The sequence below is a fragment of the Streptomyces sp. NBC_00461 genome (assembly GCF_036013935.1).
Taxonomy (GTDB): Bacteria; Actinomycetota; Actinomycetes; order Streptomycetales; family Streptomycetaceae; genus Streptomyces.
Map to the genome: position 1 here is coordinate 7497517 of NZ_CP107902.1, position 24379 is coordinate 7521895.

The window sequence follows — 24379 nt, forward strand, 5'->3', positions numbered from 1 at the left end:
TTACGAGGCTAGCTGGTGCGAGTGGGGCGCAAGGGCCGTGTACGCGACTTTCATGAACGTTTCTGCGCCGGTCTTGGCCGTGCCGTGATCAGAGCACCTTCCGCTGCACCAGTGCCGAGAGCACCAGGGCGCCCGGCAGCAGGGGGAGCCAGACCGTCAGGACGCGGTAGCCGATGACGGCCGTCGCCGAGATGTCCACGGGGGCGCCGAGGGCGACCATGGCGAACACGACGGCGGCGTCCACGGGGCCGATGCCGCCAGGCGCGGGCACGGCTCCGACGGCCGTGCTCGCGGCCAGGAACGCGAGGGCGACCTGGGCCCACGTCAGGGACAGACCGAGCGCCGACCCGACCGCGAAGATCACGCTCGCCTGCAGCAGCGGGGCGGCGGCCGCCCCTCCCCACAGGGCGAGCATCCGCGCGGGCCGGGTGTGCAGGACCCGTACGTCGGTGAGGGCGCAGCGCAGGCCGTCGAGGAGGGGGCGGCGCAGCGGTCGTACGGTCGCCACGAGCAGGACGCCGATGGTGAGGCCGAGCGTGGCGCCGGCGGTGATCAGGAGCAACGTGTGCTTGTCCGGCACCAGTTCACCGGTCAGCAGCAGGTCGGGGTAGGCCACCAGGAAGACGAGGAGCACCAGCGTCTTCGCGATCGGCCGGGCCACCGAGTACAGGGCGAGCGAGGCGGTGGCGCGGGCCAGGGGGATGCCCTGGCCGCGCAGAAAGCGCAGGGTGACGGCGTGGGCACCGATGCTGGCCGGCAGCACGTGGTTGGCGGCGCCGGCGGCGAACTGCGAGGCGATCAGCAGGCCCGTCGGAAGCCGCTCCGGCAGGGCGCCCTGCCGCACGCACGCGGAGGACAGCCAGCCCAGGCAGGTGAAGAAGAACGCGACCAGCAGCCACCAGGGGTCGGCGGAGGCGAGCCGCGCGGTGCCGTCGTAGACGGTGCGCCAGTCGACCACGGCCCAGATGCCGATCAGCAGCACGGGCAGGATGACCAGTGACCGGCGCAGCAGGCGGGCGGGGGAGGCTAGGCGAAGCGGGGAGGGAGCGGGAGCGGGGAGCGGGGAGGCAGCGCAGGGGACCGTGGCGGGGAGGGGTCCTGGAACGTTTTCGAGCGGAAGCAGGGACACGGCGCACGTCGTCCTTTCGCGTCGGCCGGGCGACGGGGTGCGGGTGCGGGACAGGAGGGGACGGCGGAACCGTTCCCTTTCGGTGTGACGGTGCGGTGTCCGGAAACCCAATGGGCGCGGGCGGCTGGACGACGCGGCGGACTTACGCCGCCCACGGCGTTCGGCAGGGTGTCCGCAGGGGGCCCAGGAGGCTGTGGCGCGCCGCTGCGGAGCCCTCCTGGTACCCCTCAAAGTACCCCGTGGATGAATCGTTCAACCAATGAAGTGTTGACTTTTGGCTTGATAAGCCACCACCATCCTGGAGTGACCTCCGAGCAGGTGTGTGTGGGCCCGGCCCCGTCCTCCGTCTCCTCCGACCTGGACGAGGCGGTGCACCGCTGTCTCGTCGCAGGCTTCGAGGGCACGACGGCCTTCCCCGACACCCTCAAGCGGCTCGTCGACCGGGGCCTGGGCGGCGTCATCCTCTTCACGCGCAACGTACGCGACGCGGAGCAGGTCCGACAGCTCACCGACGCCCTGCGTGCGATCCGGCCCGATCTGATGGTGGGCATCGACAACGAGGGCGGCGGCATCGGCCATCTGGTCGGCGCGGGCGCCCCCGAGGTCCCCGGCTCCTACGCCCTCGGCGTCGCCGACGACCCGGCGCTGACCGCCCTCTGCGCCGACGCGCTCGCCGGCCACCTGGCCACGCTCGGCATCACCGCCTCGTACGCCCCCGTAGCCGATCTCCAGCAACAGCCGCGCAACCCGATCGTGCGCACCCGCTCCTTCGGCGCCGAACCCGCGCTCGCCGCCCGTCACCTGCGCGCCTGGATCACCGCCACCGAAGCCCGCGGCATAGCCTCCTGCGCCAAGCACTTCCCCGGCCACGGCGGCACCGAGACCGACAGCCACTACGGCCTCGCGGTCGACCCGCGGCCGCAGGACGAACTCCTCGCCGACCTCGAACCCTTCCGTGCGGCCGTCGCCGCCGGGGTGCCGATGCTGATGAGCGCGCACGTCGTCTACCCGGCCCTGGACGCCAACCGGCCCGCCACCCTCAGCCGCCGCATCCTGGGCGATCTGCTCCGTCACGAGATCGGCTTCGACGGCGTGCTGGTCAGCGACGCCCTGGAGATGAAGGCGATCTCCGACGGCTACGGTGAGGCGGCCGGCGCGCGTATCGCCCTCGCGGCGGGCGCTGACCAGGTGATCGTCGCCGTACCGGACCTGGAGGTCACGCTGGGCTGCCGGGACGCGCTGCTCGACGCCGTGGAATCAGGTCGGCTGTCCGATGAGCGGGTGTGGGAGGCGGCGGGGCGGGTGCGACGGCTCGCCGAGCGGTACGCCGACCCGGCCGGGCCGGTGGCCGGCTGGGACGCCGGGGCCGGGCTGGAGGCGGCGCGGCGTGCCGTGCGCAGCCGGGCCGTGCCGCGGCCCGTGCGCGGCGCCCATGTCGTCGACCTCTTCCCGCCTCCGCACCCCGCCCTCAACTGGGGCGGCGAGGACCTCCTGACCGAGCTGCGCCCCGTCGACCCCACCGCGGGCGGCGCGGCGGTGAGCGGGGAGCCGGCCGACCCGGGCGCCCTGATCGACTGCATCCTGCGCATGTCCGCCGCCACGCCCCTGGTCGTGGCCACGTGCGACGCCGCACTGCATCCCTGGCAGGCGCGCTTCCGGGACGCCCTGCTGGCCCGGCGTCCGGACGCGACACGCGTGGACACCGGGCTCCCGGAGGGCGGCGACCTGTTCTCCTACGGGCGTGGGCGCGTCAATCTGCGGGCCGTGGCCGAGGTACTCGCCGGCGTCTGACGGCCGTCACGGCAGTCGTACGGCAGTCGTACGGTCGTCACGGCAGTCGTACGGTCTTCTCGATTCCGCGTGCTGCCAAGTACTCGGCGTCGTCCGCCCGTTCGGCGAGCACCACTGCCGGGCGTCCGCCCTGCCTGCGCAGTCGCATCCACTCCTCGAAGTACGCACCGCCCGGACCGGACACGGAGCGGGTGGCGGGCGTGCAGTCCAACACCAGGGCCGTGTCGCGGAGTTGAGGGGAGGCGGGCTTCGCGCGCAGCTCGGCGACCGTCTCCGACAGGGCCTCGGCGATCGGCTTGGCGCGGCCCGCGGAGTCGAACAGGCCCAGCGTGTACTCCAGCTCCGGGTAGTCGGCCAGCGCACGGTCCACGTCGTGGGAGCACCACCAGGTCACGCCCCAAAGCCCCTGGCAGTCGGCCGCGTTGAGGACCGTGGCGCGGGCGAAGCGCGGGGCGTCGGCCGCCGGGATGTGCGGCTCGGGCGCGCCGGTCTCCTGGACCCAGACGGGGCGGGCGGGATCGTCGGCGTACGCCTTCGCGAGTTCGGTGCCGTACTCGGCGAGGTGCAGCACCTCGAAGGAGCCGGGACCGTACCGGCCGGCGCAGTTGGCGGAGAACACCCAGGGGTGGACGGTCGTCACGTCGCCCTTGCGGGCCGAGGCCTCGGGGGTGAACGGGTGGTCGTCGCCGTACCAGGCGGCGTCGTAGGCGGAGTGCGTGGCCAGCTGTCCCGGGCGCAGTCCCTCCCGGGCGGCCGCCAGCAGGGTGTCGAGGTAGTGGTCGACCTCGTCCGCCGTCACCGGGTTGTGCTCGACCAGGTTGTTGAGTTCGTTGCCCAGCTGCAGGCCGATGAGGTTGGGGCGGCCGGCGAGGGCGCGGCCGAGCGTGCGCAGCAGTTCCGCCTGCGCGTCGACGGCCTCCGGGTCGGTGAAGACGTTGCGGTGGTGCCAGCTGCGGGTCCACTCCGGATAGAAGTCGAAGCTGGAGAGGTGGCCCTGCACGCCGTCCACCATGACGTCGAGGCCGGCCTCGGCCGCCAGGTCGACCAGCCGCACCAGCTGGTCGACGGCGGCGGAGCGGATGAGGGTGCGGTTGGGCTGGAGCAGCGGCCAGAGGTGGAAGACCCGCACGTGGTCGAGGCCGAGGCCGGCGATCTGGGCCAGGTCCTCGCGGGCGCGGAGCGGGTCGAAGTCGTGCCAGGAGTGGAACCAGTCGCGGCGGGGCGTGTAGTTGACGCCGAAGCGGAGTGGATGGATGGGATCCTCCTCGGGTCGGGGCCGGGCCCCGAAGGCGGGACCTGTCCGTGGGACGGGGCTTGTCTCTGCTGAATGTATCAACCACCATGGTCGGTAATGAATAGCGATTTGAACCAAGCTTCCGGTGGATCGGAACCGGCCGCGGGGCCGGCTGCGGAGCCGGCGCTGGTGGTCGGCCTCGACGCCGGCGGTACGCGCACCCGGGCGGTCCTCGCCGCGGCGGCGGACGGCCGTGTCCTCGGCGAGGGCGCCGCCGGTCCGGGCAACGCCCTCACGATCCCGCTGCCCCGGCTCACCGAGCACCTCGCCGAGGCCGTGGCCCGCGCGGTGCCGGCGTCCGCGCGGGGCCGTGTCGTGGCGGTGGCCGGCGGCTTCGCGGGCGCCACGGGGGCATCGGAGGACGAGCCCGGTCGTCTCAACGCACTGGCCGCCCTGACCGCCGCCCTGGGGCCGCTCGGCATCACGGCGGGCCGGATCGGCATCAGCAGCGACATCGAGGCCGCCTTCGCCTCCGCTCCCGGCGCCCCGGCCGACGGCCTCGCGCTGGTCGCCGGTACGGGGGCCGTCGCGATGCGCATCACCGACCGCCGCTGCACGGCCACCGTCGACGGTGACGGCTGGCTCCTCGGCGACGACGGCAGCGGCTTCTGGATCGGCCGCGAGGCGGTCCGGGCCGCGCTGCGGATGGCGGACGGGAGGGGCGGGGCGACCGTCCTGGCGGCAGCGGTGGGCAGGGCGCTGGGGCTGCCGGCGGAGGTCCTGCCGGACGCCGACTCCGCCGGCCCCGAGACCGAGGGGTCGCTCGCCGGTTCCGGGGCGGGCGACCCCTCCTACGACACCCCCGTGCCTCACGGCTGGCCCCGCCCCCGCCGCGAGGCCTACCGCATGCGTCTGCTCCCCGTCGTCATGGCCGGGCCCCCGACCCGGCTGGCCCGCCTCGCCCCGCTCGTGGCCGAGGCGGCCCGGGAGAAGGACCGTACGGCGGCGGCGATCCTCGACGAGGCGGTGGACCGACTGACCGACAGCATCCGGGCGTTGGAGCCACGGGGCGGCGAACGCGTCGTCGCGACCGGCGGCCTGCTCGGCCCCGAAGGCCCCCTGAGCGCCCCCCTCACCGCCCGCCTCGAAACCCTCGGCCTCACCCTCGACTGGGTGGCCGACGGCTGCCCCGGAGCCGTCGCCTTCGCCCGCCTCCTCGTCTGACCGGCACACACGAATGACCGGCGGACACGAATGACCGGCGGACACGAATGACCGGCGGACACGAATGACCGGCACACAAGAAAGGACCGGCCGCATGCCGACTCCACACCCCGCGGCCGACCGCGCCGGATCCACTCCCCAAGGGGGCGTCGGTCACGGAGAGCCGACGGTCTTGGACGACCGCGTCCGCGACGGCGGTCCCGCGTATCGAGACCCCACCGCCCCCGTCGAAACCCGCGTCCGCGACCTCCTGTCCCGTATGACCCTGCGGGAGAAGGCCGGGCAGGTCAATCAGCGGATGTATGGCTGGGACGCCTACCGGCGGGCTCCCGGCGGGGGTTATGAACTCACCGACGCCCTGTACGCCGAGACGGAGCGTTTCGAGGGGCTCGGTGCGCTCTACGGGCTGATGCGTGCCGATGCCTGGTCGGGTGTCGGGCACGGCGACGGGCCGGGGGCGCACGACAGTGCGGGCCTTGCCGAGCTGGTGCAGCGGCATGTCGTCAGGCGCAGCCGGCTCGGTGTTCCCGCGCTGTTCGTCGAGGAGGTGCCGCACGGCCACATGGCCCTGGACGGCACGGTGCTGCCCGTCAACCTGGCCGTCGGCGCCACCTGGGACCCCGAGCTGTACGAGCGCGCCGCCGCCCACGCCGCCGCCGAACTCCGCGCCCGTGGCGGCCACTTGGCCCTCACCTCGGCCCTCGACATCGCCCGCGACCCCCGCTGGGGCCGTACCGAGGAGTGCTTCGGCGAGGACCCGTACCTCGCCGCCCGCCTGACAGAAGCACTCGTGCGCGGCATGCAGGGAGGGCCCGCCGAGTACTTCGCCGCCGACAAGGCTCCCGTCGTCCTCAAGCACTTCGCCGGGCAGGGCTCCACCGTCGGCGGCCGCAACTCCGCCGAGTCCGAGCTGGGCCAGAGGGAACTGCACGAGATCCATCTCCCGGCCGCCCGCGCGGGCATCCGCGCCAAGGCGGCCGGCGTCATGGCCGCGTACAACGAGGTCGACGGGACGCCGTGTTCCGGCAACCGTGCCCTGCTCACCGGACTCCTGCGCGAGAGCTGGGGATTCGAGGGCCTGGTGATGGCGGACGGGCTGGCCGTGGACCGACTGGCCCGCATCACCGGGGACAAGGTCTCCGCGGGCGCCCTCGCCCTCGACGCGGGCGTGGACCTGAGCCTGTGGGACGAGGGCTTCACGCACCTTGCGGAGGCGGTCGAGCGCGGGCTCGTCGAGGAGTCCGTCCTGGACGCCGCCGTCGCCCGCGTCCTGCGCCTGAAGTTCCGCCTCGGACTCTTCGAACGGCCCTACGGGGGCAGTGAGTTGCCCCCTCCCGAGCAGGGCCGGGCGTTGAGCACCGCCCTGGCCCGCGCCTCGGTCACCCTCCTCCACAACAACGGCGGCGCCCTCCCGATCCCGGCGACCGTCTCCCGTATCGCCGTCCTGGGTCCGCAATCCGCCACGCCCGCCCACCAGTCGGGCGACTACACGGCTCCTCAGCGCGCCGGCAGCAGCGTCCTCGACGGGCTGCGCACGCTCGCCCCGCCCGGCACCGACATCCGGTACGCCCGTGGCTGCGCCCTCACCGGCGGCGACCTCTCCGGCATCCCGGAGGCGGTCGCCGCTGCCGCCGCCTCCGACGTCGCCGTGCTGGTACTGGGCGGCAGCAGCGCCCGCAGCCCCGAGACGGACTTCGCCGCCAACGGGGCCGCGCTCACGGCCGTTTCCGAGATGACCTGCGGCGAAGGCGTCGACCTCGCCGGGCTGCGGTTGGGCAGGGCCCAGTACGTCCTCCTGGACACCGTCGTCGCGACGGGCACGCCGACGGTGGTCGTGCTGGTCCAGGGCCGCCCGCATGTCGTGCCCGAGACCGCGGCCGCCCTGCTCACCGCCTGGTACCCGGGCCCGTGGGGCGGCGACGCGATCGCCGAGGTGCTGCTCGGGCACGCCGATCCGCGCGGCCGGCTGCCGCTGTCCGTGCCCCGCTCGGCGGCCCAACTCCCCGTCCACTACAACCACAAGGACACCGAGTACGGCGGCTATGCGGACGAGGACGCCGAGCCACAGCACTCCTTCGGGCACGGGCTGTCGTACACGACCTTCGCCTACGGCCCGCCCGGCACGGACGGGCACACCGTGACGGTCGACGTCACCAACACCGGTCGGCGGCACGGGCGTTCGGTCGTGCAGGTCTATCTGCGGCGTCTGATCACGTCCACCTGGCCGCGCACCCTCGAACTGTGCGCGTTCGAGGGTGTCGACCTGGCACCCGGCGAGTGCCGTACGGTCACCCTGCCGCTCGACAGGGACCGGCTCGCCGGGACCACGACCGCGGAGATCCGGGTGGCCCAGTCCTCGCGGGCGGCGCTCACCGCCGTACCCGCAGTGCTGGACGTCAGAGCTTGACGGCTCCCGAGGAGACACCCTTGTAGAACCACCGCTGGGTGATCACGAACAGCACCAGGACCGGGATGACGGAGATCACCGAGCCGGCCATGACCACCCGCTGGTCGTAGCCGAACGACGAGCTCTGCAGCCGGGAGAGCCCCAGCGTCAGCGTCATGTGGTCCTCGGAGCGCAGCACGATCAGCGGCCAGAGGAAATCGTCCCAGGCGCTGATGAACGTGTTGATCGTGACGACCAGGATCGCGCCCCATGCCGACGGCAGGTAGAGGTGGCGGAAGCGTTGCCACTCGCCCGCCCCGTCGAGCATCGCCGAGTCCTCGATCTCGCGCGGCACCGCGAGGAACGCGCCGCGCATCAGCAGGACGTTGATGGCGCCCACGAACCCGGGCAGCCACACGCCCACCAGGTTGTCGACCAGGCCCAGGTCGCGGATGCTCAGAAACAGCGACACCATGATCGACTCGAAGGGGAACATCATCGAGGCGACCAGCACGACCCAGACCGCCTTGCGGCCCTTCCAGCCGGGCTTGGAGAGCATGTAGCCGGCCGTGGTGGAGAACACCAGCTGGCTGGCGATCGACAGCACGACCACGAGCGCGCTGTTCCCGATGTACGTGGCCACCGGCACCTGGTCGAAGACCTGGCGGTACGCGCGCAGTGTCGGGTGGTGCGGCAGGAGCGAGGCGTTCGCGCCGAAGACGTCCTCGCTCGTGCTCTTCAGCGAGGCCAGGAGCTGCCAGACCAGCGGGCCGACCGTGATGCCGAGCACGAAGAGCAACAGCAGGTAGCGGACGACGAGTTCGCGGGGACGGCCGTAGTCCCGCCAGCGCGGCACCAGGCGCCGGGGCTTGTCCACTGCGGTCGTCATGCCTCGTCCTCCTTGGTCAGGCGCTGCGCCAGCAGGGTCAGCCCGAGGGTCAGCACGAACAGCGCCACGCTGACCGCCGAGCCGTAACCGGCGTTGCCGGTCAGCGGGTCCAGGCCGACGTCCCGGATGTAGAAGGGCAGGGTGCGGTCGGCGCCGCCGGGGCCTCCGGTGGAGCTGCCCAGCATGTAGATCTCCGTGAACACCCTGAGGGAGCCGATGCCGGTGAGTGTGCCCACGAGCATCATGGCCTGCCGTACGCCCGGCATGGTGATGTGCCAGAAGCGGCGGACGCTGCCGGCGCCGTCCATGGAGGCCGCCTCGTGCAGTTCCCTGGGCACGTTCCCCAGCGCGGCCAGATAGAAGATCATGTACCAGCCGAGCCCCTTCCACAGCGTCAGGCCCATCGCGGAGAAGAGGATGAGCCAGGAGTCGGAGAGGAACGGGACGGCGGATCTGATCAAGTGGGCTTGCTGCAGCCAGGTGTTGACGAGTCCGTCGTCGGCGAGCAGCCACTGCCAGCTCAGGCCCACGACCACGCTGGAGGCGAGGACGGGCGTGTAGAAGGCCGAGCGGAAGAAGCCGATGCCGGGCAGGTTCTTCTCCACCAGGACGGCCAGCATCAGCGGCAGCAGCACCATCAGCGGTACGACGACCACCGCGTACAGGATGCTGTTGCGGGTCGCCAGCCAGAAGTCGGAGTCGCCCAGCATCCGGCTGTAGTTGTCCAGCCCGACGAAGCTCGCGGCGCCGCCGAGCGGCTTGGCGTTCGTGAACGACAGCAGGACGGTGTTGAGGAACGGGAAGACGCCGAAGACCACCGCGCAGACGATCGCGGGGGCGGTCCACAGCCAGGGCAGCCACCAACGGCGGTACAGCGCCGCGCCGTTGGCGCCGGGCGCGGGGCCCGGCAGCAGCGCCCGGATGATCCGGCGGGTGCGGGACGGGGCCGTGCCCGGCGCGGAGGCTGTGCGCTCCGTACCGGGCACGGACACCGGCTTCGCGGTCTCGGTCGCCACCGTCAGCCCGCCTGCTTCAGCAGCTCATTGGCCTTGGACTGGGCGTCCTTGACGGCCTGTTCGGGGCTCTTCTTGCCCTGCATGGCCAGCTGCACCTCGGCCACGATGGCGTTCTGCACGGCCGGGGAAAGGTTGGTCTGGTAGGCGGTGGTGGTCTTCAGCTGTTCGGCGACGAGCTTGCGGGCCTGGGAGAAGGGGTCGCTGCCGCTCACCTTCTGGAAGAACGGGTCGTTGAGCGAGGTGGTGGTCGTCGGGAAGATCACCACGTTCGGGTCCTTGCACCAGGCCGTCTGGTTCTCGGCGTTGGTGAGGAACTCGGCGAACGACAGGGCCACCGGGGCGTGCTTGCTGGTCGCGGCGACCGATATGTACTGCGGGGCGGCCGTAGTGTGACCGAGCGCGTCGAAGGGCTGCTGGCCGACGCCCGTCCTGGCGTAGACCGACGGGCTGTTCTGCTTCACGAAGCGCACGAAGCTCGGGTTCGTCGAGCCGTAGGCGACCTTGCCCTGGCTGTACAGCGTGGAGGGGTCGTTGCTGGAGGACAGCGAGTCCTTCGGCATGGCGCCTTCCTTGTACAGCTTCGCCATCCACGCGACCCACTGCGTGGTCCGCGGATCGTCGGCGAAGACCGCGGACCTGCCGTCGGCGGACAGCGTCCTGATGTTCATCTGGTCGAAGTCGGCCGGGATCCGCCAGACCGGGTTGGCCATCGTCGCGTAGTACTTGCCCTTGCCCGCCTTGGCGATCTTCTCGTAGTCCGCGAAGAGCCCGAACAGGGTCGTCGGCGGCTTCGCGGGGTCGACCCCGGCCTTCTTCAGCAGGTCGGTGTTGTACGTCAGCAGGACGCCGCCGGTGTACCAGGGGAGCGTGGTGTGGATCGCCGAGCCCGAGGCGTCCTTGAATGTGCTGGACTTCCAGAACGCCGGGACGAACGGCTTGGCCACGTCGGGGTCCTTGGCGCCCAGGTTGAGCAGGTAGCCCGCCTTGGTGAGGGCGGTGGCCGTCTCGGCGTTGAGGTTGAGGACGTCCGGCAACGTACAGGCCTGGGCGTCGGCGACGGTGCGCTGGGTGAACGTGTTGTCGCCGGGATCGTCGATCCACTTGACCTTGGCGCCGGGGTGGGCCTTCTCGAAGTCGTCGATCACTCCGTTGAAGAAGTCACCGAAGTCTTTCTTCAGGTTGGTGGTCTGGAAGGTGATCTGGCCCTTGATGTCACCCGTCAGTTCGCCGGAGCCGACGTTGCCCTTGTCGACCTTGCAGCCCCCGGCGGTGGAGTCCCCGCCACCGGATGTGCCGGACAGGCCGCAGCCGGCCGCCGTCAGTGTCAGTGTGATGATTCCCGCCACGGATGCGGTCAGTCTTCCAGCGCGCATGTCCACCCTCCTGGGACCAGCCGAGTGGCTGGTTCAATCAACCAACTTCGACTCCGATTGATGAAAATGTGGACCAGAATTCATCGGAGGTCAATGGTTGCGGTGTTGCGTTTAGGTTCCGTCGGTGATCAGTGGCGGTGTTCGTGGTCCGGGTGCGAGGGATCGCCGGGGTGCTCGTGTCCGGCGGCGTACACCACATCGGCCCGTGCCTGGTCGAACCAGTCGAAGAAGGCGCGGTGGCCCGCCGCCCGGCCGAGTTCGTGTGCGATGCCCTCGCGGGCCTGCTGGTACGGCAGGAAGTCCGCGGGTGCCGTCCTTCCGAACGGGTCCACCCCGCGCCGTAGCGCGTCCGGGGTCAGGTACCGGTCCCGGTTGCGCTCGTAGTAGTCCTGTACGGCGGCCTCGGGGACGTCCTGTTGCCGCTCCAGCTCGGCCAGCAGCAGGCGGGCGGCCGCCGAGTGGGCGAGGGTCGCGGCGACGATGCTGCCGAGGTCGGCGACGTCGGTGCCGGCGATGGCGAGCACGTGGGTCGGTGACACCTCCGGCGGTTGCTCCAGGCCGCGTTCCTCGCAGGCTCGTCTTGCGAGTTCGTCGGCGACTACCACCTGCGTGGCCCAGCGGCGTCGTTGGCGTTCGGCTTGGGGCGAGTGCGCGGCGGGGGGTGCCGTGTGCGGTTGTCTGGCGTCTGCCGCGCCGGCGTGGCTGGTCGCGCCCACGCGGCGAAGCCGCATATCGGCACTGCCCGCGCCCCTTTGGGGCGTTGTTGTGACGGTTTGCAGGAAAGCGTCCACGCGCTCTCTCGGGACCGCTTCGCCCTGTACGACGGCCGCGTGTCTTGTCATGGGGTCACCTCCAGTGCGATCGCCTGCGTGTAGGCGACCCGGCCATGGCAGGCGACCTTTGCCATCAGCCAGTACGAGCCCGGCGGCATCGCGCCTCCGTCCACGTCGATCCAGCGGTCCAGTTGCTCCCCGGCGGCCACCGTGAACCCCTGGCAGCCGGGGCCGACACCTGCCCACGTGCCCCAGGAGGACACGGCCCACAGGGTGCCGTTCACCGGGCCGCGGGTGCGGTTGTGCAGGGTCACCGGGATCTGGGCCCGCTCGCCTCTGCGCACGGTGACCTTCTCAACTCCCAGATCCACGACCAGAGTTGGACCAGGAACGGAGCCCGGCACCTCCAGGGCCACCACGTCCTCGTACGTCTGCCCCTCGTACGACAGCCGCGCCGCCAGCCAGTGCCGGCCGGGCGGGGCGTCGGGCGGAGGCGTCACCGTGACCTCGGTGAGCGTGAACCCGTTCGGGCCGAGTGCGTACGGCAGTTCGGCGGGCTCGGCGGACCAGCCGGGCGGGACGTCGATCCTCGCGGTGCCGGAGACGGGGGCGTCGGTCAGCTCCGAGGCGATCCGGACCGTCGCGGTGACAGGACCGCCGGAAGCGGTGAGCGTGGTCGGCGAGACATACACCGCGACCGGCATGTTGCCGCGCGGCGCCGGGCCGGAGTTGTGCAGCCAGTAGCGGGTGTGGACCGGCTGGGCGGGCTCGTGGGCGGCGACTTCGGGGCCGTACGGGAGCCTGGCGCCCTCGGGTGGCATGGCCAGCACGGTCGCCACCTCGAAGCCGGTCAGTCCCACGCCGAGCGCGCCCTGTGCGTCGGGTGCCAGCGCTTCCCCGGGTGTCTCCAGGACGTCCGCCCGGGCGCCCCGCACCCACTCCTTCGGGCCGCGCACCCGCGCCCGCACGGGACGTCCGTTGACTTCGTGCATCCGTACGACGACCCCGCGCCCGGGATCGGCGGGCGCCACGCTTCCCCGCGCGAGCGGCGAACCGGCCGGCTTGAGGGCGTCGAGCAGGACGGCACCCGCGGGTTCGACGTTCAGCAGGGCCAGTTCCCTCGGTAGATCGCCCGTGGACGCGGCACCCCGTATCCGCGCGGTCAGTGGATGGTTGAACTCATGGCCGACACGCGGCAGTTGCTGCTGACGCCAGTCGCCCTCGCCGCCGACCACCGCGTACTCGAAGGTGTGGGACCAGCGTTGGAGCTGGAACGCCGAGCCGTCGGGGGCCGTGCGGCGGGGCGGGTCGACCCAGATGCCGGACGGCCAGCCCGTGCAGGAACGCATCAGCGACATGCAGAGGTCGCCCGAGGAGGTGACGACACAGCCGGGCGTGCCACGGTTGAGGACGGCGAAGCCGCGCCCGTCCCAGGCGTCGCCCGGCGGCAGCGCCTCTCCGCCGCCCGCCGCCGTGGCCGTGACGGTCGCGTCGTCCAGGTCGGCGATCAGCGCGTCGACCGCCTTCGCGTCGCCCTCGGCGTCGGTGCCCGCCACCACGAGCAGCGGCAGCCGTTCGAGGTCGCGCAGGTCGGCCCCGGGCACCCACTCCTCGCGCAGCCCGGCACGCGGCGCGACCCAGACGGCCGCCACGCCGGCCTCGGCGAGCCGGCGCCGCAGTTCGCGTCCGGCTGCCGGGTCCCAGCCGAGTGCCTCGGCGACCACGGAGTTGCGCTCCGGGCCGCCGACCGCGATCCGGATGTCGGGCAGGTTGGAGTCGACCTCCAGATCGCCGTAGCGCGGACCGCCGGCGATCGTCGAGGTCGCCGTGACGCCGGCGCGTACGAGGGCCGCCGCGAGCGGGGTGCCCAGTTCACCGGCCTCGTCCCAGGAGGCGTACACCAGCTCGGCGACACCGATCGACCGATGGCCGAGCAACGCGCCTGTGTCGTCCCGCAGTTCGACCCGTGCCGTCGACCCGAGCCCGAACCAGGTGTTGGCCGGGTTGTCCAGCGTCCAGGGGAACCGCTCACTGTCCACGTCGACGAACCCGAAACCGCGGCCGATCACCGCGTCCGCCACCTCGTGCACCGGCAGTCCGCCCCGCACGTCGGAGGGCCAGCGGACCCGGATCAGCCGGTCCGCGCCGTCGTAGCCGTCGATGGTGGTGGTCACGTCGAGGCGCGGCACACCGGTCCAGAGGGTCAGACGCTGGGTGTACCGGAACAGCCCGAGGTCGGCCCTGACGGTGATGCGCGAGCCGGCGGGGGAGTGCTCGACCTCGACGTCCGCCCGCACATCCCGGCTCCGGGCGGCGGTGGTGCCGGTCGGGGTGAGGTGCCAGGGGCCCTCGCCGAACCGGGGGTGGCGCGCGTACTCCTCCTGCACGACCAGTTCGTTGCCGATGTCCCCGGCGCGCAGCAGTTCCCGGCCGCCCTCGGTGAGCGCGCGCAGGCTGCTGACGCCGCCGCCGCGCGCGGGGTCGACCGTCACCTCGTAGAACTCGTTGCGGACGGTCGCGCCCTCGCCGGGTGCCCACTCGGGTGCGGAGCCCTCGGAGAGGGGGAGCGTCGTGTATCCCATGCCGGGCAACTCGGGTACCACGACATGGAGTTGACCGTCCTCACGAACGGAGGGGAGACCGAGGGGCACGAGCCCCGGGTCGTCGACCGTCAGCACGTCCCGCCGCTGCCAGGTCGCGGAGTTGAAGACCACCAGGTCGGTGCCGGTACCGGGCGTGACACGGTCGGCGAGGGCCTGCGTCGCGTCGGCGTGCACGGTCCGGGCGAGGTCGTGCAGCTCGCGCCAGCCGGTCAGCAGGTCGATGTAGACCTGGTCGGACTCGGAGCCCGTGATGGCGTCGTGGTGGGCGCCGTAGATCAGCTGCCGCCAGGCCTTGTCGAGTGCCGCGTCCGGATAGGGGTGCCCCGCGACGAGGGAGGCGAGCGTCGCCCAGGCCTCCGCGTCGGCGAGCAGCGTCTCGCCGTACCGCTGGGCCTGCTTGGTGTCGATGTAGGAGACGTCCTTGCCCGTGTAGACCGGGTTCATGTCCCGTGTCTGCGGGGAGGCCTTGCGTCCCTCGGCGTCGAGCTGGGCGCGGACGGCCGCGAAGAAGTCGCGCGGGATGCCGCTGACGAATCGCGGCCAGACATACCGCTCGTTCCAGTCGCGGTGGATGGCCATCACCCAGCGGCACGGCGGCGCGTAGTCCCCGCCGACCGGCAGCAGCACGTTGCGTGTGAGCGCGACCTTCTTCAGCCCCCGGAACAGCTTGAGCGCGGCCGCCTCCGCCTCGGGGAGGGTGGGCGCGTTGTCGATCGCCCATCCGGCGCCGTAGTGGTTGACCATGTAGGCCGTCAGCAGCCCGCGCCCCGACGGGGCGATCCAGCTGAACTCGGCCGGGAACTGCATCCGCTCGGGGTCGCGCGGCTCCTCGCCGAAGACCGACAGCGTGGGCCCCCACTGGTGGAACGGGCCGCGCGCCCACGAGCTGGAAGTGACCCCGGCGTCCGCCATCAGCCCCGGGAACTGCGGATCGTGCCCGAACGCGTCCAGCTGCCAGGCCGTCTCCGGCGACGAGCCCATGATCCCGCGCTGGAAACCGTCGCCGTACAGCGCGTTGCGTACGGTCGCCTCGGCGCCGGTGAGGTTGGTGTTGGGCTCGTTGTAGGTGCCGCCCATGATCTCGACGCGGCCGGTGCGGATCAGCTCGCGCAGGAAGGCGCGCTCCTCCGGGAAGGAGTCCCAGTACGGCTTCAGGTAGTCGACCTCGGCCAGTACGAAGGTGTACGCGGGGTCGCGCCGGGCCAGGTCGCAGTGGGCGCGCACCAGGCTCATCCCGGACTGGCCGCGCGAGTCGAAGGTGCGGGCCGGCAGGCCGGTGGTGGCCGGGTCGTCGGCGACGTCCCAGGTCTCGGTGTAGGCGGCCTGCGTGTTCCACCAGACGGGGTCGTAGTGGAAGTGGCTGACCATGAACATGGTCCAGCCGGGCTCGGCGGCGGTGAAGGGGACCGTGAGCCGCGCGGTGTGCGCGGGGTCCTCGGCGTCCTCGGCGGTGATCGTGACGTGGGTGCCCTCGCCGGGGGCGAGGTCGCCGGCCACGGGTATCTCGGCGCGGAGCGTGCCGTCGTCGCCCGTGGTCGCGACCGCCGTGCCCAGGACGCCCGGGCCGTCGACGGTGAGGCGGACCGGGCGGCCCGGGGTGTGGCTCAGTTCGACGGCCATCACCTGGTGCGGATGCTCGGTCGTCCCCACGAAGAGCTCGGTCGACTCGGCAGAGGTGACGCGCATGGGTCTCCTACGAGGATGCTCGGCGGAGCCCCATCCTGGCATCGCCGGGATGGTTCAAACAACCATCTTCACGTTTTCTCGGTGGTTCATCCATGCAGAGGCGTCTTGTTCGGAACTGCTTCACCTGGCCCGGCGCGACTTCACCGCATGCTGCGGGGTGATGTGGTCGGTCAGTGCCAGTGAGGCGCTCGCGCGCTGGTAGGAGAGCTGGGCGACCCGGACGTAGAGGCAGTCGACGAGCATCAGGACCGAGTGCCGGCCGCCGATGCTGCCGGTGCGGAAGCTGGTCTCCGAAGTGGCCGAGATCAGCCGGATGTCGGCGGCCCTGGCGAGCGGCGAACGCGGGTCCGTGGTGAGGGCGATCGTCGTGGCGCCCCGCTCCTTGGCCATTTCGAACGGTTCGAGCGTCTCGCGGGTCGCGCCGGAGTGCGAGATGCCGATGACCACGTCCGCAGGGGTGAGCAGGGCCGCGGAGGTGGCCGCGCCGTGCACCTCGGTCCAGCCGCGCACCGAGCAGCCGATGCGGAACAGCCGGGTCTCGGTCTCCTGGGCCACCGCGCCGCTGCCCCCGACGCCGTACACGTCGATGCGCCGCGCTCGGGCAAGGGCCTGGGCCGCGCGCTCGACCGCGTCCAGGTCGATGCGGTCGATGGTCTGCTGGATCGCCCGCAGGTCGGCGACGCCGACGACCTGCACGACCCGCTCCAGGCTGTCGTCGGGCGAGATGTCGGTGTCGATCTCGGTGGAGCCCCACTCGGAGACCTCGCCCCGGCCGCGCTCCTGCGCCAGCTCGATCAGCAGATGCTGGTAGGAGTCGAGCCCGATGGCGCGGCAGAAGCGGGTCACCGTCGCCTGCGAGGTGCCGGTACGGCGGCCGAGCTCGGCGGCCGAGCAGTGGGTGACGGCGGCCGGATCCTCCAGGATCAGCTCGCCGACCTTCCGGAGGGATCCGGCCAGCCGGGGGAGCTCGGTGCGGATCAGTGTGGTGACGTCCGTCGAGGGCATGAAGAGAAGGTATCAGCCACCCTTAGGGGTGCGGATTGAATACCAGGACCATAAAGCGGGTCACGTTCGTGCATTGCTCGCTGCATGAACCATGTGATTTATTGATTCAGCTGTGGAGTCGGATGGGGTGGTTCAATCCACCAGTGGGGAGTATCGCGTGTCCGTCGAGTCTGTGAGCGCCGAGGGCTTCGCGCGGGAGAGCCTGACCGTCCTCCAGCGCATCACCGAGTCCGCGCGCGAGGAGGTGGCGGCCGCCGCCGGGCTGATCGCCGACTGCATCCGCGCGGACGGCGTGATCCAGGCCTTCGGCACCGGCCACTCCCAGGCCATCGTCCTCGAACTCGCCGGCCGGGCGGGGGGCCTGGTCCCCACCAACCGCCTCAGCATGGCCGACCTCGTCCTCTACGGCGGCGGCGACCCGAGCGTCCTCGACGACCCGCTCCTGGAGCGCAGCGAAGGCGTGGCCGAGCGGCTCTACCACCTCGCGGGCCCGAGCCCGCAGGACCTGTTCGTGATCATCTCCAACTCCGGCGTGAACAACGTGATCGTCGAGATGGCCCTGCATGCCAAGGAGCACGGCCACCGCGTCCTCGCCATCACCTCCCTCACCCACACCCGGGCAGTCCCCGCCGGGCACCCGAGCGGCAAGAAGCTTGCCGACCTCGCCGACGTCGTCCTCGACAACCGGGCGCCACGCGGGGACGCGCTGCTGGAGCTTCCCGGCGGCGGCGCCGTGTGCGCCCTGTCGACGCTCACCGGGGTGATGCTGGTCCAGATGGCGGTCGCCCAGGCGTCGAGGCTGCTCCTCGACTCCGGTGACCGCCCGCCCGTCTACGTCTCGGCGAACGTCCCCGGTGGGTTCGAGGGCAACCTGGAGCTGGAGAAGCGGTACGCCGGAAGGATTCGCCGCACCGCCAGCTGAGGGCCGTGGCGGGCGCGGCTCGGTGCCCTGGCGGACGCGACGCCGCCCGATATGTGTTCGATGTTGTGGTGTGGGTCACAGCGGGTCTAGGGTGAAAAAGCCTGGAGAACAACGCCCGGGCGGGCCGAACGGCGGCCCGCGACCGGGCCTGCTCCAGGTGAGGGAAGTGATCTCGTTGTCCGTCGCCTGGGACGACATCGGCGGATTGGTCGATGCCCACGAACGGTTTCTGGCCGGTGCGCGAGTCGAGGCGGACGTCCGTGGCCCGGTGCTCGAGTCCTGGAAGCGCTGCCGTTCGGTCGGGCTCCAGCCGCACCATCTGCTGCTCCCCTACGAAGCGGGCCTGACCCTGGACGAGCGGTTCCGACGGGCCGCCGACCCGGTGCTCGACAAACTCGCCGCCTCCCTGGCCGACATGGGCACGACGATCGCGCTGTGCGACGCGCGGGGCCGCATGATCCAGCGATTCGGCGGAGGCCCGGCGCTGCAGGACCGACTCGACCAGGTCAACTTCGCCCCGGGATTCGACGCCTCCGAGCCGGTGGCCGGCACCAACGGCGTCGGCACAGCGCTCGCCGCACGCGTCCCCGTCTACGTCGTCGGCCGTGAACACTTCGCCGACTGCCTGCAACCCTTCGCCTGCGCGGGCTCGCCCGTGCGGGACCCGCTGAGCGGATGCATCGAGGCCGTCCTCGACCTCACCTGCCTGCGCGATCACGGCGACCCCGCCATGCTGCGACTGGTCCGCACGGCCGCCCGGGACATCGAGGGCAGACTCCTCGACCAGGCCACGGAACGGGAACGGGCCCTCCTCGCCGCCTACCGTCGGGCCGGCCCCGACGCGGGCGGGGCGCCACGGTCGCAGGGCCGGCCGGCGCACGGCCACGGCAGCGGGCAAGACGGCGACGGCCTCGGCCGGATCGACCTGGCCGTGCTGCGGGAACGGGCCGAGGAACTCATCGCCTCGCCGGACCGCACCCTCGACGAGGTGCCGCTGTCCGGCGGCCGGGTCGCCACACTGCTGCGGCGCCAGGTCATGGGCGCGGCGGGGGAGGCCGGGGTCGCGGTGGAGGCGCGCATCCTGGGCGGACCGCGGCTGAGCGGCCTCGGACTGCCGACATCGATGCCGACGTCACCGCCGGCATCGCCGCCGGGAACAGGGCCGGCGCCGGTGACGGTCGCCGCAGCGGGTGCGCCCACAGCGGTGGGCTCCGGGACCGGGACCGGGCCGAGGGCGCCCGCCCCGCCGACTCCGCCCCCCGTCGTCGTACGAACCGTGGTCCCCACGCCTCCCCCTCCCTCTCCACTGGCATCGCATGCCGAAACCGTCGGGGACGTCCTCGACGGGGCCGAGAGGCGGCTGCTGCTCGTCGGTGAGCCCGGTGTCGGGCGGCTGGTCGTACTCGCGCGCAGGCGGCTGGAGTTGCTGCACGAGGCGGGCATCCGGATCGGCACCACGCTCGATGTGGCACGCACCGCGGAGGAACTGGCCGAGGTGACCGTTCCGCGGTTCGCGGACTTCGCCGCCGTCGACCTGCCCGACGCGGTGCTGCGCGGCGAGGAGCCGGAGGCGCTCGGCGGGCGGAGCGCGCTGCGCCGGGTGGCCATCCACGCCGTACGCAAGCAGCCCCACCATCTGTACGACGTCGGCGACACCGTCGAGTACGTCCCGTCCACGCCGCAGGCCCGCTGCCTGGAGACCAGGCAGTCCATCATGGAACCCGCCCTGAGCGAGGCGGCCGGCTGGCTCGCACAGGACCCGGAGCGACTGGCACGGGTGCTCGCGGCGGGCGTCCACTCCCTGATCACCGTGCCGCTGCGGGCCCGCGGCACCACGCTCGGCGTCGTCAGCTTCTACCGCTCCGAGAATCCCGCCCCCTTCGAGGACGACGACCTCTCCCTCGCCCAGGAACTCGTCCTTCGCGCGGCGACCTGCATCGACAACGCCCGCCGCTACACCCGCGAGCGCAACACCGCACTCGCCCTGCAGCGCAGCCTGCTGCCGAAGGGCCGTCCCGAGCAGAGCGCCGTCGAGGTCGCCTACCGCTATCTGCCCGCGCAGGCCGGCGTCGGCGGCGACTGGTTCGACGTCATCCCGCTGTCCGGCGCCCGGGTGGCGCTGGTCGTCGGCGACGTCGTCGGGCACGGCCTGCACGCCGCCGCCACCATGGGCCGGCTGCGCACCGCCGTACACAACTTCTGTGCCCTCGACCTGCCCCCGGACGACCTCCTCGCCCACCTCGACGACCTGGTCGGACGCCTCGACCGGGGCGAGGGCTGGGAGGTGGAGAGCACCCAGGCCGACTCCGGCATAGTCGGAGCGACCTGCCTCTACGCCGTCTACGATCCGGTGTCCCGGCGCTGCTCCCTCACCCGCGCCGGGCACCCCCTGCCCGCGGTCGTCGCGCCGGACGGCACGGTCGAGTTCGTCGACCTGCCCGCCGGCCAGCCCCTGGGCCTGGGCGGCATGCCTTTCGAGACCGTCGAGCTGGAACTGGCCGAAGGCAGCCAACTGGTGCTCTACACCGACGGGTTGGTCGAGGACCGGCTGCGCGACATCGACTCCGGCCTGGACCGGCTCCGTGCCGTCCTGGGCGTCGCCGGCCGGGCCCCGGAGGACACCTGCGAGGCGGTGCTCGACGCGCTGCTGCCGTCCCGGCCGAGCGACGACGTGGCCCTGCTCGTCGCCCGCACCCATGTCCTCGGCCCGGACCGGGTCGCCCAGTGGGACCTGCCCAGCAATCCGGCTGTCGTCTCCCGCGCCCGCACCGCGGTCACCGGGCAGCTGCACGCCTGGAACCTCGACGACCTCGCGTTCACCACCGAACTGGTCGCCAGCGAACTCGTCACCAACGCCATCCGCCACGCCACCGGCCCCGTGCAACTGCGCCTGATGCGGGACCGTGCCCTCATCTGCGAGGTCTCCGACGGCAGCAGCACCTCGCCCCGCCTGCGCCGCGCCCGCACGGAGGACGAGGGCGGGCGTGGCCTGTTCCTGGTCGCCCAGCTCACGGAGCGCTGGGGCACGCGGTACACGCCCTACGGCAAGGTCATCTGGGCGGAACAGCCGCTGCCGTGACGCTCCGCCGGACGCACGGTGATGACTGGACGCACGGTGATGAGTCCGCGGGTCACCAGCCCGTCAACAGCAGGTGGTTGACGAGAAGGGCAAGGGCCGCCTGCGCTGCCAGCCAGCCTCGCGCCCTCGTCAGAAAGGCGCAGCTCGGCAGCAGCCACATCGCGAACGGCAGCCAGATGCGCTCCGTCTCCGCCTTGCTCATGCCGGACACGTCGGCGACGAGAAGGGCGAGCAGAGCGACGGCCACGAGGACGGCGAGGCGGAAGGCGGGCGCCGGGGCGCGACGCGTGAGAGCCACCCCCGTGCGGCGCAGTCCCGCGGCCGTCGCCGGGCCGACGACGAACACCGTGCAGGCCAGGTTCGCCCACACCCAGTAGCCGTACGGTCGGACGCCGCCCGCTCCCTGGCGGTAGCGGGTGACGAGCAGCCGGTACGCCTCCCACCAGTCGAAGCCCAGCGTGGTGAACACGACCGGCACGACGGCGAGTCCGGCGAGCAGGAAGGGGAGCGGGCGGGCGCGCCGGGAGCCCAGGAGGAGGACCGCGGCGGCGATCAGGGCGAAGAGCGTGAGGCCGTAGGAGAGGTATGCGGTCAGGCCGAGGAGGAGGCCCGAGGCGAGCGCCGTGCGGCGGGGGCTGCGACCCGTCACCGCCAGGGCCAGGAACGCGACCGACCAGGCGGCGACCGCCGTGAAGTAGCCGTCGGCGGAGGTCCCCACCCACACCGCCGCCGGGGCCAGGACGAGATATGGGGCGGCGCGCCGGGCGAGCGTCTCGTCGGCGAGTGCCCGTACGGCGATCAGGACCGCGACCGTCGCGGTCGTGCCGACCGTGATGACGAAGGCGCCCGCCCAGCCCCCGCCGCCCAGCCCGGCCCTGTCGAGGAGGACGAAGGTGAGGGTGGCACCCGGGGGATGGCCGGCGACGTGCGCGGGCCAGTTGCCGGGGGAGTCGATCAGGATGTGGTGGTTGAAGTCCCGCAGGGCGGCGGCGATGTCGTGGAAGCGGCCGACGACCGGGAGGTACTCGTTCCGGGTCGTCAGCTGCTCGGCGATGCCCCGGTACCAGCCGTCGACCAGGGCGAGGGACCACGTCCAGGCCGCCGCCGCCCCCCAGCCGGCGAGGAGCAGGGGGCGCCAGGGCAGACGGGCCGCCACGGCGGGGCCGTACGCGACCACGGCGGCCGCGACGGCGAGCGCGGCCGGGGTGCCGGGACCGACGTGCGGCTCCCAGGTCGCCAGCAGCGGGGGCCAGGCGACCCGCAGTGTGCCGTCGCGGTGCTCGATGCCGGAGCCGACGACTACCGCCGTCGCGACGAGCAGCGCGGCGGCGACGGCCGCGTACAGGTCACGAAGGGTCTCGCGCAGAGGCTTGCACTGCGGCTCGCAAAGGGGCTCACTGGTCACGCGGAAACGCTAGGCGGGGCGGGCTGCCCCGAACGGCTGACATGCGCGGACGTCAGAGTTTCGTCATGGTTCGCAGACCCGTTGCCGGGGCGGTCCGGACCTACCGTCGGAGCATGAGACGGCCCCGCTTCTCGTCCCCCTTCTCGCCCTCCTTCTGGCGCAGCCCGCTGCGCGGCCCCTGGTTCACATCGGTGCTCGGCATCGTCCTGCTCGGCGGGATCACCGTGCTGTTCGTGACGGGACTGCTGTCATACGCCGCCTACAACCCGGACCTGTCGCCGGTGAACGACAAGACCCCGGACAAGGGCGTCCTCGGCTTCTACCTGTTCTCCTGGCCGACCGACCCGCACTGGCTGTACCGGCTCACCCAGGGCACCCATGTCACCCTCGGGATCACGCTCATCCCCGTCCTGCTGGCCAAGCTGTGGTCGGTCGTGCCCAGGCTGTTCACGCTGCCGCCCGCCCGCTCCCTCGCCCACGCCCTGGAACGGATCTCGCTGCTGTTGCTGGTCGGCGGCGGCCTGTTCGAGTTCGTCACCGGCGTGCTGAACGTCCAGCTCGACTACGTCTTCCCCGGCTCCTTCTACCCGCTGCACTTCTACGGCGCCTGGGTCTTCTTCGCCGCGTTCCTCGCGCACGCCGTGCTGAAGTTGCCGACGGCCTGGCGCAACCTGCGTCAACTGCACGAGGAGCCGAGCGAGTTGGTGGCCCCGGACCCGGATCCGCCCACCGTCTCCCGGCGCGGCGCCCTCGGGCTGGTCGGGGGCGGCTCGCTGCTGCTGTTGGCCACGACGGCCGGGCAGGACTTCGACGGGCTGCGCTGGAGCGCCGTGCTGGCCCCGCACGGCGGCGTCGATCCCGGCAGCGGCCCCGGCGGCTTCCAGATCAACAAGACCGCCGCGTACGCCGGGATCACCGCCGCCGACAGGAGCGAGGACGCCTGGCGCCTGGTGGTGACGGGACGCTCCGGGACCGTCCGGCTCAGCCGCGCCGAACTTCTCCGACTCCCCTTGCACAGCTCGGCGTTGCCCATCGCCTGCGTCGAGGGCTGGTCGACCTCCGACCAGTGGTGGCGCGGCGTACGGCTGCGGGACCTCGCGGCCCTCGTCGGCCACGACGGGGACCCGCCCGACGTGTTCGTGGAGTCGCTGCAACGGCACGGCGCCTTCCGCCGGGCCGCCCTGCGCGCCAACCAGGTCGCCGACCCGCGATCCCTGCTCGCCCTGTTCGTCAACGGCGAGGACCTGACCCCCGACCACGGCCACCCCGCACGGATCATCGTGCCCGCGGCACCCGGCGTGCTCAACACCAAGTGGGTGGCCGCACTGAGCTTCGGAGACCTGCGATGAGGCGCCCCGGATTCCTGCCACCTGTCGGCAGTCCGCTCCAACTCCTGCTGCTCGCCTGCTCGTTCGCGCTCGCCGGATACGCGGGAGTGCGACTGCTCGCGGGGGACTGGTTCGAGGTGGCCCTGTGGTTCGTTGGGGCGGCGCTGATCCACGACCTGGTGCTGCTGCCGCTGTACGCGGCGGCGGACCGCGCACTGGTGAAGGCGGCCGGCCCGCGGCGCGGGTGGGTGGGGTACGTCCGCGTGCCGGCCGCGCTGTCGCTGCTGCTCCTGCTGGTCTGGTTCCCACTGATCAGCGGACAGGTGGCGACGCGCTACGCGTCCGCCACCAGTCTGTCCGCCGACGGTTTCCTTGCTCGTTGGCTGTTGGTGTCGGCTGTGCTTTTCGGTGGTTCGGCGCTGTTGTTCGTGGTGCGGGTGCGTAGGGCGACGAAGCAGCGGTCGCCGGCGGTCCACTGATCGACGGCACGCCAGCCCGCGCGGTGTGCGTGCCGCAGTGGGGCGGGCGTGTCGAGT

At 72.2% G+C, this 24379-nt stretch carries 16 protein-coding genes; 7 read left to right on the plus strand and 9 right to left on the minus strand.

All coding sequences use genetic code 11. The annotated features are described in order from the left end of the window. Nucleotides 1-88: 88 nt before the first annotated feature. Complete coding sequence (locus OG870_RS34950) at nt 89-1129, minus strand: lysylphosphatidylglycerol synthase transmembrane domain-containing protein (protein WP_266590708.1); 1041 nt, start codon at nt 1127-1129, stop codon at nt 89-91. Nucleotides 1130-1432: 303 nt separating this feature from the next. Between OG870_RS34950 and OG870_RS34955 the strand changes: the two genes are divergently transcribed. Continuing rightward, entirely contained in the window at nt 1433-2920 is a 1488-nt protein-coding gene (locus OG870_RS34955) for a glycoside hydrolase family 3 N-terminal domain-containing protein (protein ID WP_327691828.1), read from the plus strand. Between the two features lie 37 nt (nt 2921-2957). Here OG870_RS34955 and OG870_RS34960 read toward each other — a convergent pair whose 3' ends face one another. After that, nucleotides 2958-4175, minus strand: coding sequence for a glycoside hydrolase 5 family protein (locus OG870_RS34960; protein ID WP_327692350.1), 1218 nt, complete (start codon nt 4173-4175; stop codon nt 2958-2960). 168 nt (nt 4176-4343) lie between these two features. Between OG870_RS34960 and OG870_RS34965 the strand changes: the two genes are divergently transcribed. After that, nucleotides 4344-5378: an N-acetylglucosamine kinase gene (locus OG870_RS34965; RefSeq protein ID WP_327691829.1), complete on the plus strand. Its 1035-nt coding sequence runs from the start codon at nt 4344-4346 to the stop codon at nt 5376-5378. Between the two features lie 94 nt (nt 5379-5472). Beyond that, nucleotides 5473-7785, plus strand: a complete 2313-nt coding sequence (locus OG870_RS34970; RefSeq protein WP_327691830.1) for a glycoside hydrolase family 3 N-terminal domain-containing protein — start codon at nt 5473-5475, stop codon at nt 7783-7785. Here the strand turns inward: OG870_RS34970 and OG870_RS34975 are convergent. The 6 genes from OG870_RS34975 to OG870_RS35000 all read right to left on the minus strand — a co-directional run bounded on the left by OG870_RS34975 (nt 7775) and on the right by OG870_RS35000 (nt 17109). Next, the gene (locus tag OG870_RS34975) at nt 7775-8653 is read right to left on the minus strand and encodes a carbohydrate ABC transporter permease (RefSeq protein ID WP_266590716.1); all 879 of its coding nucleotides are present in this window, start codon (nt 8651-8653) and stop codon (nt 7775-7777) included. The genes OG870_RS34970 and OG870_RS34975 overlap by 11 nt on opposite strands. After that, complete coding sequence (locus tag OG870_RS34980) at nt 8650-9669, minus strand: carbohydrate ABC transporter permease (protein WP_405625157.1); 1020 nt, start codon at nt 9667-9669, stop codon at nt 8650-8652. The genes OG870_RS34975 and OG870_RS34980 overlap by 4 nt, the downstream gene beginning before the upstream one ends. 2 nt (nt 9670-9671) lie before the next feature. Further along, nucleotides 9672-11042, minus strand: a complete 1371-nt coding sequence (locus OG870_RS34985; protein ID WP_327691831.1) for an extracellular solute-binding protein — start codon at nt 11040-11042, stop codon at nt 9672-9674. Between the two features lie 128 nt (nt 11043-11170). Then, nucleotides 11171-11884 carry a peptidyl-prolyl cis-trans isomerase gene (locus OG870_RS34990; RefSeq protein ID WP_443063448.1) on the minus strand — a complete coding sequence of 238 codons (714 nt, stop codon included), beginning with the start codon at nt 11882-11884 and terminating at the stop codon, nt 11171-11173. After that, the gene (locus OG870_RS34995) at nt 11881-16104 is read right to left on the minus strand and encodes an NEW3 domain-containing protein (protein ID WP_327691833.1); all 4224 of its coding nucleotides are present in this window, start codon (nt 16102-16104) and stop codon (nt 11881-11883) included. The genes OG870_RS34990 and OG870_RS34995 overlap by 4 nt, the downstream gene beginning before the upstream one ends. A gap of 120 nt (nt 16105-16224) precedes the next feature. Continuing rightward, on the minus strand, nt 16225-17109 hold the full coding sequence (locus OG870_RS35000; protein ID WP_266590722.1) for a MurR/RpiR family transcriptional regulator: 885 nt from the start codon (nt 17107-17109) through the stop codon (nt 16225-16227). A 157-nt stretch (nt 17110-17266) separates the two neighbouring features. On the opposite strand from OG870_RS35000, the gene OG870_RS35005 reads away from it, so the two are divergent. Both OG870_RS35005 and OG870_RS35010 read left to right on the plus strand, forming a co-directional pair. Beyond that, nucleotides 17267-18031, plus strand: coding sequence for an SIS domain-containing protein (locus OG870_RS35005; RefSeq protein WP_266590724.1), 765 nt, complete (start codon nt 17267-17269; stop codon nt 18029-18031). 166 nt (nt 18032-18197) lie between these two features. After that, nucleotides 18198-21110 (plus strand): SpoIIE family protein phosphatase, encoded by a 2913-nt coding sequence (locus OG870_RS35010; protein WP_327691834.1) that lies wholly within the window; start codon nt 18198-18200, stop codon nt 21108-21110. Between the two features lie 52 nt (nt 21111-21162). On the opposite strand, the gene OG870_RS35015 is transcribed toward OG870_RS35010, so the two are convergent. Further along, nucleotides 21163-22476, minus strand: a complete 1314-nt coding sequence (locus OG870_RS35015) for a hypothetical protein (protein WP_443063473.1) — start codon at nt 22474-22476, stop codon at nt 21163-21165. A gap of 152 nt (nt 22477-22628) precedes the next feature. On the opposite strand from OG870_RS35015, the gene OG870_RS35020 reads away from it, so the two are divergent. Further along, nucleotides 22629-23864 (plus strand): molybdopterin-dependent oxidoreductase, encoded by a 1236-nt coding sequence (locus tag OG870_RS35020; RefSeq protein WP_327691836.1) that lies wholly within the window; start codon nt 22629-22631, stop codon nt 23862-23864. After that, on the plus strand, nt 23861-24322 hold the full coding sequence (locus tag OG870_RS35025) for a hypothetical protein (protein ID WP_327691837.1): 462 nt from the start codon (nt 23861-23863) through the stop codon (nt 24320-24322). The genes OG870_RS35020 and OG870_RS35025 overlap by 4 nt, the downstream gene beginning before the upstream one ends. Nucleotides 24323-24379: the final 57 nt, after the last annotated feature.